Source organism: Bombilactobacillus mellis (assembly GCF_000967245.1).
GTDB classification, from domain to species: Bacteria; Bacillota; Bacilli; order Lactobacillales; family Lactobacillaceae; genus Bombilactobacillus; species Bombilactobacillus mellis.
In genome coordinates this window covers 142154-156179 of the sequence record NZ_KQ033878.1, presented here as the reverse complement: position 1 = coordinate 156179, position 14026 = coordinate 142154, and the positions used below count along the sequence as shown (strand labels likewise).

Annotated in this window: 12 protein-coding genes; 10 read left to right on the top strand and 2 right to left on the bottom strand. The window is 36.6% G+C overall.

Features of this window, described 5'->3' with window-relative positions:
• The first annotated feature begins 15 nt into the window (after positions 1–15).
• The gene (locus tag JG29_RS04940) at positions 16–2178 is read left to right on the top strand and encodes a DNA internalization-related competence protein ComEC/Rec2 (RefSeq protein ID WP_156961629.1); all 2163 of its coding nucleotides are present in this window, start codon (positions 16–18) and stop codon (positions 2176–2178) included.
• Positions 2175–3200, top strand: coding sequence for a DNA polymerase III subunit delta (gene holA, locus JG29_RS04935; protein ID WP_045922855.1), 1026 nt, complete (start codon positions 2175–2177; stop codon positions 3198–3200). Before JG29_RS04940 ends, holA begins: the two co-directional genes overlap by 4 nt.
• 54 nt (positions 3201–3254) lie before the next feature.
• Here the strand turns inward: holA and rpsT are convergent, their stop codons facing one another.
• On the bottom strand, positions 3255–3509 hold the full coding sequence (gene rpsT / locus JG29_RS04930; RefSeq protein ID WP_045922854.1) for a 30S ribosomal protein S20: 255 nt from the start codon (positions 3507–3509) through the stop codon (positions 3255–3257).
• A 189-nt stretch (positions 3510–3698) separates the two neighbouring features.
• Here rpsT and rpsO point away from each other — a divergent pair, with 189 nt between their 5' ends.
• From rpsO to tig, 5 genes are all read left to right on the top strand, one after another.
• The gene (rpsO, locus tag JG29_RS04925) at positions 3699–3968 is read left to right on the top strand and encodes a 30S ribosomal protein S15 (protein ID WP_045922853.1); all 270 of its coding nucleotides are present in this window, start codon (positions 3699–3701) and stop codon (positions 3966–3968) included.
• Positions 3969–4153: 185 nt separating this feature from the next.
• Positions 4154–5860: a ribonuclease J gene (locus JG29_RS04920; protein WP_045922852.1), complete on the top strand. Its 1707-nt coding sequence runs from the start codon at positions 4154–4156 to the stop codon at positions 5858–5860.
• 83 nt (positions 5861–5943) lie between these two features.
• Positions 5944–6873, top strand: coding sequence for a tetratricopeptide repeat protein (locus JG29_RS04915; RefSeq protein WP_045922851.1), 930 nt, complete (start codon positions 5944–5946; stop codon positions 6871–6873).
• A gap of 202 nt (positions 6874–7075) precedes the next feature.
• Positions 7076–8266 carry an elongation factor Tu gene (gene tuf / locus JG29_RS04910; protein WP_045922850.1) on the top strand — a complete coding sequence of 397 codons (1191 nt, stop codon included), beginning with the start codon at positions 7076–7078 and terminating at the stop codon, positions 8264–8266.
• 317 nt (positions 8267–8583) lie between these two features.
• Positions 8584–9873, top strand: coding sequence for a trigger factor (gene tig / locus JG29_RS04905; RefSeq protein ID WP_045922849.1), 1290 nt, complete (start codon positions 8584–8586; stop codon positions 9871–9873).
• 81 nt (positions 9874–9954) lie between these two features.
• Here the strand turns inward: tig and JG29_RS04900 are convergent, their stop codons facing one another.
• Positions 9955–10878, bottom strand: a complete 924-nt coding sequence (locus JG29_RS04900; RefSeq protein WP_045922848.1) for a lactate/malate family dehydrogenase — start codon at positions 10876–10878, stop codon at positions 9955–9957.
• Positions 10879–11008: 130 nt separating this feature from the next.
• Between JG29_RS04900 and clpX the strand changes: the two genes are divergently transcribed.
• The 3 genes from clpX (at position 11009) to dhaK (ending at position 14025) form a co-directional block, all read left to right on the top strand.
• Positions 11009–12271 (top strand): ATP-dependent Clp protease ATP-binding subunit ClpX, encoded by a 1263-nt coding sequence (clpX, locus tag JG29_RS04895; protein WP_045922847.1) that lies wholly within the window; start codon positions 11009–11011, stop codon positions 12269–12271.
• Positions 12272–12279: 8 nt separating this feature from the next.
• Positions 12280–12870 (top strand): ribosome biogenesis GTP-binding protein YihA/YsxC, encoded by a 591-nt coding sequence (gene yihA / locus JG29_RS04890; protein WP_045922846.1) that lies wholly within the window; start codon positions 12280–12282, stop codon positions 12868–12870.
• 162 nt (positions 12871–13032) lie between these two features.
• Positions 13033–14025, top strand: coding sequence for a dihydroxyacetone kinase subunit DhaK (gene dhaK / locus JG29_RS04885; protein ID WP_045922845.1), 993 nt, complete (start codon positions 13033–13035; stop codon positions 14023–14025).
• Position 14026: the final 1 nt, after the last annotated feature.

The window sequence follows — 14026 nt, the reverse complement described above, 5'->3', positions numbered from 1 at the left end:
GTGCTTGCCTTGCAATTGACACTGGCAATTTTAGTTAATTCTTTCTCTTGGCCGTGGTTAATACTATTAGCGTTATTAGTCCTCACGGTTTGGCAAAATCAACGCTACTTCGTTTTACTGGAGATGCTGCTGTTAATAGGGGTTGGATTTTATTTAGGACAAAAGCCGCAGCTGACTTTGCCTCATAATAAAGAAATTATTGTTTATCCGGATCAAATTAAGCAAAAACCGGGCTGGATTTCTGGAACGGGAACTTTAAGTAATGGCCAAAAGGTTCTTTTTGGTTCTTCTATAACTAAGAAGAAAAATATACCGGCACAAGTTCTCAAAATTAAAGGGGACTGGCAATGGCAGCGGATTGCTCCTGCGACTAATCAAGGAGAGTTCGATTTTCGAAAATACTATCAACAACAAAATATTTATTATCGGGCAACAGCCCCCAAAATGACAATAACGCCAATGCTGTCAAGGAAAACTTTACTCGACTACCTCCATTTGCTGCGCTATTGCTGGTTACGATCTTTTCAACAGTTACCCCACTGGTTGAGAATCAATGCCTGTAGTCTTTTACTGGGAGATTTTGATACAAGCGAGGTGGACTTAAGAGCCGGTTTAACAAATTTAGGAATAATTCATATTTTTAGCATTTCTGGTCTTCATGTTTACTTATTAGTACGAATCCTTATCAAATTGACTTCTTTTTTACGTATTCCCGAAGAGTCGGTGCAGTTGGTTTTGTTTTTCCTTCTGCCAATGTTTGCTGTGATTGCTGGATCTGGAGTGGGAGTTTGGCGAGCCTGTGGTTTGCAAATGGTTCAAATTATTCAAAGTCATTTTCACTGGCCAATATCACGGCATGATCGCTTTGCACTGGTTTTATTAGGACAAACATTGTTTGAACCGTACGTGTTATTTTCTTTAGCGGGACAGCTAAGTTACTTATTATCATATGGTCTAATTGTTATTCGGGTAAATAAAGCTTGGCAGCGTTCACTGTTAATTAATTTTTTGAGTGCTCCGGTACTTATTTTTCATACTTATAGTTTTGGTTGGTTAACTTTTGCAGCTAATATATTTTTAACACCTCTTTTTGAACATTTAATTATTCCGCTTACTTTTTTGAGTTTATTGATAAAGAAAAGTACGCAGTTGCTGCAAATTTTAGAAAGTTTTTTTGATATTATCTATGCTCCCGTTACGGCTTTAGCAGATTGTAATAAAACCCAACTGATAGTGGGACATTTGCCTGTGATGGTAGCAATGATTTTTGTAATTATTACTTTAATAGTAGTTTCTAATTCTTCTCATTCTAAGTACTGGTACACCTTATTACTTTTGGGATATTGTCTTGTAATGGTGGGAAATCATTTTCCCAGTACAGGGCAAGTAACCCTAATTGATATTGGACAAGGTGATAGTATATTATTAACGACACCTTTTAGGCGTAAAACTTGTTTAATTGATACAGGCGGCAAATTAAGATTTGGACGCTATCATAGTTCTAGTAACAGAGTGGAACAAATAACGATTCCCTACTTAAAATATCAAGGTATTGATCATCTGGATTATGTATTTTTAAGTCATCAAGATGCAGACCATATTGGAGATTTGCAAGTTTTATTAAAAAAATTTCCTGTACGTCGTGTTTGTTTTGCGGATGGCATGCAAAATAATGCCGCGGTCAATAGACAACTTAATCCATTTAGAAAAAGAGTCCAATTTTGTCGATTACATCTCAATGATGAAATCATCATCACACCTCAATTCAAAATTAAGGTACTTTGGCCGCGACATTTATCTACTGGTACTAATGAAGATTCTTTAAGTTTATTAGTTACAATTCAAAATATTAAATGGCTCTTTACAGGTGACTTAAATCAAGCTAATGAGTTAAAATTATTTAAGCGGCCTTGCCTGATTGATTTTTTCAAGGCGGGGCACCATGGTAGTAAAACGGCCAGTAATCCCCAATTTTTAAAAATGATTCAGCCTAAACTAGTCCTTATTTCAGCGGGTCGTCATAATCGTTATGGACATCCGAGTCCGGAAACCATGGCTACTCTTAAAAAATTACAAATTAAAGCTCTCAGTACAGCTGAACACGGAATGTTGACTTGGCGATATAGTAACTGGCACAAACCACAATGGCAATTATTTTCAAAGGAAAAGATAAAATGAAAGTTCAAGAATTGGCGACGGCTTTAAGCCAACAAGTAGCGCCGCTATATCTGGTAGCAGGCTCAGAATTACAGCTTCAAGATCAAGCTCGGCAAGCCTTTATGAAAATTTTAGCTCCTGAAGAAGCGGCAATGAATTTTGCGGAGTTTGATTTAGAACAAAATGATATTTCCGAGGCGGTGGGAGAAGCAAATTCGTTGCCCTTTTTTGGTAACAAAAGATTAATTTTTTTAACGCATCCATATTTTTTGCAGGCTAATAAGTCCAGCTTGAAAATTGAACAAGACCTCAATGTGTTTATTGATTATTTAAAACATCCACAAGAGACAACAGTTTTGGTTATTTTTGCTCCTTATGACAAGTTGGATCGACGCAAAAAAATCACTAAGTTAGTAGAAAAAGCGGCTATTACTATTGATACTGCTAAACTAAGTTATCAAAAGACCCTAACTACGATCCAACAACAGATTAAAGCCGCTGGTTTCACAATTACAGATGCCGCCTTAAAACAGCTGGTGCAACGGTGTAATAATGATTATACGTTAATAATTTCGCAGTTGGCTAAACTTTATATTTTTGCCATGGATCAACATCATATTACTCTCGAAGCCGTCACGAGTCTTGTGCCGCAAACTTTGGATGATAATGTTTTTGATCTGCTAAATGCTTTATTAAAGGGTAATTTACGGCAGGCTGAAATTTATTATCAACAGTTATTACTTTTAAAAAATGATCCCATTGCCTTAACAGCTTTGGCTATTAGCCAACTGAGATTGTTGCTGCAGGTTAAAATTTTAACAGCGCAGGGAATGTCTGCCGGAAAACTGGCTAATTATTTACAGGTGCATCCCTATCGCATTAAGTTAGCCATTCAAAATGAGAAAGAATTTTCCCTGGCTAAGTTAAAGCAGGCCCTAACCGAATTATTTGAAATGGATTATCAAATGAAGTCGGGGCAGGGTGATAAGGAATATCTTTTTGAATTATTTATGATTCGGTTTACCCAAAAAATTGGCCAATAAAAAATTCCAAAAGTTCAAACTTTTGGAATTTTTTGGTTTTATTAAGCTAGCTTTTTAGTTATTAATCTTAGAAGCTAAACGCGACTTGTCACGAGCAGCTTTGTTTTGTTTAATCAAGCCCTTACTTTTACCCATATCAATTGCACGTGTGGCCTGCTTATATAAATCTTGAGTTTGTGGATCATTGTTAGCAGCAGCTTTTTCAAATTTTTTAATAGCTGAGCGCATAGCACTTCTCTGGGTAGATTTGCGTGCATTAATTTTTTCGGACTGACGAACTCGTTTTATAGCTGATTTAATTTGTGGCATTTTATCACCTCCGTACCCATACTCAATACTACAAAATTATACTCGAAGATTATTAGTTTTGCAACATGCTTGGACTTGATTTATTAATTAAACTTCGGTATATTATTAACTGTATTAGCTAGGCAAAGTTTGTCGTGTCACCGACGCAGGCTCTGTTTAGCTGAATAAAAATAAAAAAGGTGGATAATAATGGCAATTACTAAAGCTGAGAAGCAAGAATTAATTACTAAATATGGACGTAAAACCGGTGATACTGGTTCTCCAGAAGTTCAAATCGCGATTTTAACTTACGAAATTAATAATTTAAATGACCACTTGAAAATTAACAAAAAAGATCATCACTCTTATGTTGGTTTGTTAAAGAAGATTGGTCATCGGCGGAACTTATTAGCTTATTTACGGAATAAAGATATTAATCGTTATCGCGACTTAATTAAGAGTTTAGGCTTACGTCGTTAATTTTAAAATTAACAAGTCTGAGAACCGAAACAATGATTTTGTTTCGGTTCTTTTTTATTATTCTTTCGCTTGGGCAATTTATTTTAAGTGTGCTACAATAGAGCAAATATCTTCTAGTTGTCATTGATGACAGTAAAGTTTTCTGAACTATTAATGATAAATTTTATTTAAGAAAGGTGAATTATTTGGCAAATTTAAATATTATTCCTTTAGGAGGATTGCGGGAAAACGGCAAAAATATGTATGCCGTCGAGTATGGTAATGAAATAGTTATTCTGGATTGTGGATTGCAATACCCGGAAAATGAATTATTTGGGATTGATATTGTAATTCCGGATTTGACATATATTGAAGATAATATTGATAAAATTGTCGGTATCTTTTTAACTCATGGACATGTTGATGCAATTGGGGCTTTGCCTTATTTAGTGGATAAATATGATATTCCTGTGTTTGGATCCAAATTAACTATCGAATTGGCTAAGATTACAGTAGGAAATGATAAGCGCAGCCGCAAGTTTAACGATTTTCAAGTTATTGATGCTCAAACGGCAATTGATTTTGATAATTTAAGTGTTTCATTTTTCAAGACAACCCATTCTATTCCTGATTCTTTAGGTATTGTGATTAAAACTCCGGTAGGGCAGGTTGTTTATACTGGTGATTTTAAATTTGATCAATCAGCTACACCGATGTACCAGGCAGATTATCAACGTTTGGCTGATATTGGTAAAGAAAAAGTGGTCGCCTTGTTAAGTGATTCGGCTAATGCAGAATCACCGTATCCAGCTGCTGATGAGCGTAATATTTATACCTATATTTGGGAAACTTTTGAATGTCAACAAGGGCGAATTATTGTTGCTTCAGTTGTTTCTAATATTTTAAGAATGCAGCAAATCTTTGATGCTGCCCAAAAAGTGGGCCGAAAAGTAGTTTTAACCGGCCAAGATGCTTCTAAAATTGTGCGGGCTGTGATTAAGTTGGGCTATTTGAATATTGCTGATGATCTTTTAATTTCCGCGCGGGAAGCCGAAAAGTTACCCCAAAATAAGGTTCTAATTATTGAAACCGGCAGAATGGGTGAACCCATTAAAATTTTGCAGAGAATGGCAACTAGTCGGCATCATTTTTATCATATTGAGACCGGTGATTTTGTTTTTATAGCTACCACTCCATCTCATGCTATGGAAACTAATGTTGCCAAAACCAGAGATTTAATTTTTCGGGCTGGCGGAGAAATTAAATCCTTATCGGATTCCGGATTATATACTTCGGGTCATGCTTCTAAAAGTGATTTACAACTCATGATTAATTTACTGCATCCACAAAATTTAATTCCGGTCCAAGGAGAATATCGACTTTTAACTGCGCATTCGCAAATTGCTCAAGAAACCGGATTAACACCGGACCACATTTTTATTTTGCAAAATGGTGATGTTTTAAGTTATGAACACGAAGCCTTTCACCTAGCTCCAGCTGTGCCTGCTGGGGACACCATGATTGACGGCATGGGTGTGGGTGATATTGGGACTATTGTGTTACGAGATCGGAAACTACTTTCTGATGATGGCGTTTTTGTAGCCGTTGTAACTATTGATCGAAAAAAGAAAAAAATTGTGGCTCCTCCTAAAGTAACGGCCCGCGGTTTTGTTTATTTACGGGAAAATCACCAGTTATTAAATGATAGTGCCGAAGTTGTTATTAAATCTGTCCAAAATAATTTAGACAATAAAGAATTTGATTGGGGTCATTTAAAACAAGATGTTCGCGAAGATTTAAATCACTTTTTGTGGAATAAAACAAAGCGTCATCCCATGATTTTACCGGTAATTATGGAAGTTAATCAAAATCGCCATCGTAATAGTACCAATAAAAAGAGTAGTAAAAGTTAAATCTCAAAATCTTTATCGATATTCTTATTAGAGAGTTTTCAGAATTATTTGAATGTTAAATTAACTAGATTAAGAATACACAAATGACAAATTTACAAGTAAAAAACTTACTCCAGAGTGCACACAAGCTCCTGCAACAAAAACAATACTCCGCAGCGGCTTCGTTATATGAACAGGCTTGTTCTTTACAACCGGATAATAAGGAGATTGTCCGCCAATTGGTTTATTGTCTTCATGACGCCCATCTTGACGAACGGGCTTTTGTGATTCTGCAAGATAGTTGGGAGCAGTATTTAGTTACTATCGCCGATACTAACTTATTAATCGAAGTGGTGTTGGCACGGCCTGATTTTATTAGTGCTTGGCAAATTTTGACAGCAGTTCAATGGGAGGATGCAGTTGAAAAAGCTCGGTTGCAGCAGTTGATCATCCAACAGCAAAAATTATATGCACAGACGCATGCTCAGCAGCAACAACAAATTTATCAACAAATTTTGCAAATTTTAACTTTGCCGCTCACCCAACAAGTGACTGTCGCAGCTAATTTACACTTTTTATCGCGAGAAGACTTTTTGCAAACTGTGCAACTTTTGTTGGATAATCCTTATCTGCATCCCATGATTAAAGCTAGTTTATGTGAAGATTTAGTCAAGTTAAAAGAAAAGTCAGTTTTTACTATTAATTATTATGGAAAACAGCGTCACTTTCGACCGCAGGAATATCCCTTAATTGCTCATTTAAAGTCACTGACAGAAATGTTAAGTCTTTTAGCTGATCATAATGAACTAACTGCTGCTTTTGTTAGTGATCTGCAAGCGGAAATCACTTTGTATGCGGCCTTGCTCTATCCATTTACAGATATTGTTATTATGCAACCTAAATTGTGGCTGCAAATGATCTTACAGCATTTTGGTCTTGAAAAAACGGTGCAAACCCTTGAAAAAGACGCAAAAGCTGGTAAAGTAGATATGTGGTTGAATAAATTTGATGAGTTGCTGAATTTATTTAATTAATTTTAAGTAATTTGGAAAAAGCTATTTACTTTTTCTCAAAGGATTTATATACTACCTTGGTGGATATTTTTTGGTGAGTATAATTTTGTTTTTTGTCCCCAAAAGTAGTATAATTTCTGCATAAAGAGTTGCTTTTGCAATGCTCTTTATATTTTTTTGCATAAGCGACTTATTAACAATGACAAATAGGAGGTTTCTTTTAATGGCAGAAAAAGAACATTATGAAAGAACTAAGCCCCATGTAAATATTGGTACTATCGGCCATGTTGACCATGGTAAAACAACTTTAACCGCTGCAATTACAAAAGTTTTATCCGATAAGGGTTTGGCTCATGCTGAGGAGTATGCGGATATTGATAAGGCGCCTGAAGAAAAAGAGCGTGGGATTACTATCAATACTGCCCATGTTGAATATGAGACTGAAAAACGTCACTATGCGCATATGGATGCTCCTGGACATGCTGACTATATTAAAAATATGATTACTGGTGCAGCGCAAATGGATGGTGCCATTTTAGTAGTAGCTGCTACTGATGGTCCAATGCCGCAAACTCGGGAACATATTTTGTTAGCTAAACAAGTTGGTGTTGACTATATTGTAGTCTTCTTAAACAAGACTGATTTAGTTGATGACGACGAATTAATTGATTTAGTTGAAATGGAAGTTCGTGACTTATTATCTGAATATGGTTATCCTGGGGACGATGTTCCAGTTATCCGTGGCTCTGCTTTAAAGGCTTTAGATGGCGATCCAGAACAAGTTAAAGTCATTGAACAGTTATTAGATACCATTGATGAATATATTCCAACACCAGTACGTGATACTGATAAGCCTTTCTTGATGCCAGTTGAAGATGTCTTCACTATTACTGGTCGTGGAACTGTTGCTTCCGGTCGTATCGATCGTGGACAAGTTAAGATCGGTGATGAAGTTGATATTGTTGGTTTAAGAGACGATGTAGAACATTCAACTGTTACTGGTTTGGAAATGTTCCATAAAACTTTGGACTTAGGTGAAGCTGGCGATAACGTTGGTGTCTTGCTTCGTGGTATTAACCGTGATCAAATCGAACGTGGTCAAGTTTTGGCAAAACCAGGTTCCATTCAAACTCACAACAAATTCAAGGGCGAAGTTTATATCTTAACTAAAGAAGAAGGTGGACGTCATACGCCATTCTTCTCCAATTATCGTCCTCAATTCTACTTCCACACAACTGATGTTACTGGTGTTATTGAATTGCCTGATGGTGTTGAAATGGTTATGCCAGGTGATAATGTAACATTTGAAGTTGATTTAATCTCACCGGTTGCGATTGAAAAGGGAACTAAGTTTACTGTCCGTGAAGGTGGCCGGACTGTTGGCGCTGGCGTGGTTACTGAAATTCTTGATTAATTACAGTACCAGACTGCTGCTTAATGTAATGATGTGATTATCTTATCTAGTTGGAGTTGGGGTTGAATTCTGATAGTTCCGATTCCAACTTTTGATTCACAATATTACGCAAATGTTTGTATAATTATCATTAAGGGCTGGGACAAGTTTTGTCTCACCCTTTTTTTATGTTAAAATGATTTGTTTTAATCCTAGATAATTGAATAGCGCTTCAGCTGACTAATAAAAATGTTATAATCAGATTTATAACATTTACAAGTAATTTTATTTAGGGTAATATTAATGAGTATGTAGATAATGAGTACCGGAGGGATAATATGGCTTCGAAAGCTAAATGGACGAAGAAAAAAGATCAAGATGGTGAATTAAGTTTTGAAATTGATCAAGATACAATAAAAAAAGGTTTAGATACAGCTTTTCGGCGTGTAAGAAAAAATTTAAATGTACCTGGATTTCGGAAGGGTAAAGTTCCACGCGTGGTTTTTGATCAAATGTACGGTGAACCCGCTTTATATCAAGATGCTTTGAATGCTGTTTTGCCGGGAGCTTATTCCGCTGCAGTGACAGAAACAGAAATTAAGCCAGTTAGTCAACCGCAAGTAAGTGTTGAAAGTATGGAACCGGACCAACCATGGAAAATTAAAGCTACAGTGGCTGTAGAACCAGAAGTAAAATTGGGCCAATTTCAAAAATTAGAAGTTAAAAAACAAAATACAGAAGTTAAAGCCCAAGATGTTACTGATGAATTAGAGAGACTACAAAAGCAACAAGCTGAGTTAGTTTTGAAAGAAGACGGCAAATCCCAAAAGGGTGATACTGTAGTTATTGATTATCAAGGAACAATTGATGGTAAGGCTTTTGATGGCGGCAGTGCCGAAAACTATTCTTTAGAGTTAGGCTCTAATACCTTTATTCCCGGTTTTGAAGATCAATTAGTGGATCATCAAAGCGGAGATCAAGTCGATGTCAAAGTAACTTTCCCTAAAGATTATCAAAGTAAAGATTTAGCGGGCAAAGAAGCTCATTTCCAGACTACTATTCATGAGATCAAAACCAAAGAATTGCCTCAGCTGGATGATGATTTTGCTAAAGACGTGGATGAAGACGTTGATACTTTAGATGATTTGAAGAAAAAAATTAAAGACCGTCTAACTAAACAGCGTCAACAACAAGCAGAAGATAAGATTGAAGAGGAAGCTGTAGATAAAGCTATCAACAATGCTGAATTCGAAAAAATCCCTCAAGCAATGATTGATCAGGATGTTCAAAATCAGGTTGATCAATTCTTAGGCAATATGCAGCGTCAAGGGATTAATCCGCAAATGTATTACCAGATGACAGGAACAACCGAGGATGATATTAAAAAGCGTTTCTCGCAAGACTCAGAAAAACGTGTTAAAACTAACTTGTTATTAGAAGCTATTGTAAAACAAGAAGATATTAAGGTTACTAAAGAAGAACGCGATCAAGAAATCAAAGATTTGGCTTCTGAATACGGAATGAAAGAAGAAGACGTTCGCGGTGCTTTAACAGATGAAATGTTGGATCATGATATTGCAGTTAAAAAAGCTGTAGAAATGATTACGGACACAGCAGTACAAAAATAATAAGCCTTGCTGAGTCTAAAACTTCGTGATTTTATCAATTAGTTTTAGATAAGCAGGCTTATTTTTTTATGGAGCTACCCTTTACGGAGCTACTTTATGATAATTTTCTAAGATTGTTTGCGCGGAATTTTGATAATTTTGTGCTTCAGTCTTTGTTAAAGGCAGTTTTACTAGCTCGCGCACACCACTTTGATTAATAATGGCTAATTGGCCGATGTATAGTTTTAATTGCGGATCATAAGCGCTGACCGGTAAAGCGCGGTTTGCATTACTTAAGATCGCTTCTGTGATAAGATTAACCCAAGTGGCAATACCGTTATTAGTGTATTGCTTACCAGCAAAGATTGTGTAACCGCCGGTGACAATTTTTTGAGTGAGGTCATCTAAGTTTAGTGACCAGTTATTAATTGATTGTCCTGCGACCTGAACACTTGACCAGACAGGAAACATGGAATCGCCGTGTTCTCCAAAAACATAACCGGTAACATCATGGTAGTTATGTTTCAGAGCTTGGCCAACCGCATGATGCAAACGGGCCGTTTCTAAGCCGGTACCGGTACCCAAAACTTGATGGGTTGCCAACCCGGTTTGTTCTTGTAAGAGGCGGGCAATGACATCACAGGGATTAGTAATATTGACAATCACGCCATTAAAGCCTGAGGCTTTAATTTTTGGAGCAACTTCGGCAGCAATTTTACTAGTCATGTGTAATTCAAAGTCTCTTTGACCACCATGATCTTTTAAAAGGGCAATTTGGCCTGCGCAAAATATTAAAACATCGAGATCTTGTAATTGTTCCCATTTATTAGCCTCGTAATCTTGCAGTACCACTTGGGTATCAGTATTTAAAAGGGCAATTTGATCTTGCAGATCAACTTGTTCAGCCTGAGCTTTTTCTTGGTTTTTATCAACCAAGACAATTTTACCTACTTTACCACGTTGAGCCATTACTAAAGCCGCAGTGGCTCCGACATGACCTAAACCGATGATACCAACTTTATTCATTAACAGTACTTCCTTTCTCAGTAATTAAAAATAAAAAGTCAAAGTTAAAAACTTTTACTTTTATTAAAGTCTATGCTAACCTTTTTATTGCTTAAATGGTAGTAGTAATTTAATTTTTCGGAGGAAAAATATGTTCGATAATACAAATGACAGTGGAGCAATTGTGTGTTCATTTTGCGGAAAATCCCAAGATCAGGTTAAACAAATTGTTGCTGGTCCGGGTGTTTATATTTGCAATGAATGCGTTGAACTTTGCCAGCAGATTATTGCTGATGCCGGTGATAAACCAGCAGAAGACTTTTCTTTAAATAAATTGCCGGCTCCTGCAGAAATCATGAAACATTTAGATCAGTATGTTATTGGCCAAAAACAAGCCAAGAAAAATTTATCTGTGGCCGTTTACAATCATTATCTACGCATTAATAATCAATTGGATGATCAAGATCAACAAAAAGTAGAAATGCAAAAAAGTAATATTGCCTTAATTGGCCCAACAGGCTCTGGGAAAACCTATTTAGCGCAAACTCTGGCTAAAATGTTGAAAGTGCCGTTTGCTATTGCTGATGCCACCACTTTAACCGAAGCCGGATATGTCGGTGAAGATGTGGAGAATATCTTATTAAAACTTTTACAAAATGCTGATTATGATGTTGAAAAAGCCCAACATGGGATTATCTATATTGATGAAATTGATAAAATTTCTAAAAAGAGCGAGAATGTTTCCATTACACGGGATGTTTCCGGTGAAGGTGTACAGCAAGCACTTTTAAAAATTTTAGAAGGTACTATTGCCAATATCCCACCTCAAGGAGGACGTAAACATCCTCAACAAGAAATGATTCAAATGGATACTACTAATATTTTATTTATTGTTGGTGGAGCCTTTGATGGCTTAGAGGAGATTATCAAGTCACGTTTAGGTGAAAAAACCATTGGCTTTGGTACCAATAATTCTGATGTAGTAGAATTTAATGATCATGATTCTTTAATGCGGCAGGTGATTCCCGAGGATCTGATGAAATTCGGAATTATTCCGGAATTTATTGGTCGGATTCCTGTTATAACCACCTTAAATCAATTAACACAGCAAGATTTGGTAGCTATTTTAACGCAACCGAAGAATGCTTTAGTGAAACAATATCAGCAATTATTTGCTCTGAATAAGGTAAAGTTGGAATTTAATAAAAATGCCTTAGAAGCGATGGCTGATTTAGCTATTAAGCGTAATACCGGAGCTCGGGGGCTTCGCTCCATTATTGAGTCTACCTTGATGGAAACAATGTATGAAGTTCCTAGTCGTGATGATATTCGCAAGGTAGTAGTTACGAAAAAAGCCGTGGAAGGCCAGCAGCAGCCACTTTTCTATTCTGCTGATGGCAGCAAAGTAGCTTAGGTAAGAAAATGCAAATCAAAAATTTGAAAATGGATATAAGTGCTGTTAGTGCTCAACAATATCCGACGGATAATTTGGCCGAAATCGCCTTATTAGGGCGATCAAATGTCGGTAAATCATCATTAATTAATACTTTAGTACAGCGAAAAAAATTTGCTAGAACTTCTAGTACCCCTGGTAAAACCCAGACTTTAAATTTTTATCAGGTAAATGAGGCCTTTTATTTAGTTGATGTGCCGGGATATGGATATGCCCGTGTTTCTAAGCAGCAGCGGGCGCAATTTGGACAGATGATTGAAGAATATTTGACCACCAGATCAGTTTTGCAGGGAGTAATTATTTTAGTTGATGGGCGTCATGAACCTACTGCTGATGATGTTTCGATGTATCAATTTGTCAGATATTATCAACTACCAGCTTTAATAGTTGCTACCAAGATGGATAAGGTCAAAAAAAATCAGTGGAATAAGACTGTGCAAACAGTCACCAATACCTTAAATTTAAATTCAACCGATCAATTACAATTATTTAGTGCACTTAATAAAAGTGGTCAGTCAGAAGTTTGGCACTGGATTTCTACCAGAATTAATAATAATTGACAGAATATCGTCATCTAAAGAGCTCAACCGTAAGGTTTGAGCTCTTTTTAATAGCAAAAAACCAGATAAATTTGCCAGATCTAAAAAGCTGCTGAAGCAGAATTATTCTATGGTTAAAGCGCTATCAGAGTTATAATAGCTTTAAAAAAAGGAGATTATAATTTGAAAAAGATTATTAATCAGGTAACTAACATCGTACCAGAAATGGTTACAGGCTTGGTAAAATCTAGCAATGGCTTACTAAGAAGGATTCCTAACACGCAGGCAGTGATTAGAAATGATGAACTCTTTGCCCAAAGACCACAAGTAGGATTGGTCTCCGGCGGTGGCAGTGGCCATGAACCATTACACGCGGGTTTTGTTGGTGCAGGAATGTTGACAGCTGCTGTTTGTGGGGAAATTTTTACTTCGCCGACTCCTGATCAAATTTATGCTGCTATTAAGGCAGCTGATCAGGGTCAAGGGGTTCTTTTAATTGTCAAAAATTATTCCGGCGATGTAATGAATTTTGATATGGCTCAAGAAATGGCTCAAGCGGATAATATTAAAGTAGCAACTATTGTGGTTGACGATGATGTTTCCCTGCCCGATAGTCAGCAGGGGCGACGAGGCGTTGCCGGGACTGTTTTAGTCGAAAAAATTTTGGGAGCAGCTGCACGGCAGGGCTATACCTTAGAACAATTACTAAACTTAGGACAAAAAGTAGTGACTAATACTAAAACTTTAGGAATTGCTTTACAAGCTGCGACGGTTCCGGCTGTAGGCCATCCCGGTTTTAATCTTAAAGATGACGAAATTGAATATGGTGTGGGAATTCATAATGAAAGAGGATACTCAACTCAAAAAATTCAGTCATCTTCCCAGTTGGCGCAAGAGTTGTTGACTAAAATTTTAGCCGAATATCAGGATTTACAAACAACTGATGAATTAGCAGTTTTAGTGAACGGTATGGGTGCAACTCCTTTAATGGAACAATATATTTTTATGAATGATATCTTAGATTATTTGCAACAACAGCATTTTCAGGTGGGCTTTACCAAAGTTGGTAATTTAGTCACTTCACTGGATATGAGTGGTTTATCAGTAACGCTGTTAAAGTTAGAGGATAGTTGGCAAGAGTATTTACAACAAGATGTTCAAACATTAGGGTGGTAAA

Bases quoted from the DNA above. Each gene is read 5' to 3' on its own strand.
- holA (WP_045922855.1), top strand. From the start codon at position 2,175: ATGAAAGTTCAAGAATTGGCGACGGCTTTAAGCCAACAAGTAGCGCCG.
- rpsT (WP_045922854.1), bottom strand. From the start codon at position 3,509: ATGCCACAAATTAAATCAGCTATAAAACGAGTTCGTCAGTCCGAAAAA.
- rpsO (WP_045922853.1), top strand. From the start codon at position 3,699: ATGGCAATTACTAAAGCTGAGAAGCAAGAATTAATTACTAAATATGGA.
- JG29_RS04915 (WP_045922851.1), top strand. From the start codon at position 5,944: ATGACAAATTTACAAGTAAAAAACTTACTCCAGAGTGCACACAAGCTC.
- tuf (WP_045922850.1), top strand. From the start codon at position 7,076: ATGGCAGAAAAAGAACATTATGAAAGAACTAAGCCCCATGTAAATATT.
- tig (WP_045922849.1), top strand. From the start codon at position 8,584: ATGGCTTCGAAAGCTAAATGGACGAAGAAAAAAGATCAAGATGGTGAA.
- JG29_RS04900 (WP_045922848.1), bottom strand. From the start codon at position 10,878: ATGAATAAAGTTGGTATCATCGGTTTAGGTCATGTCGGAGCCACTGCG.
- clpX (WP_045922847.1), top strand. From the start codon at position 11,009: ATGTTCGATAATACAAATGACAGTGGAGCAATTGTGTGTTCATTTTGC.
- yihA (WP_045922846.1), top strand. From the start codon at position 12,280: ATGCAAATCAAAAATTTGAAAATGGATATAAGTGCTGTTAGTGCTCAA.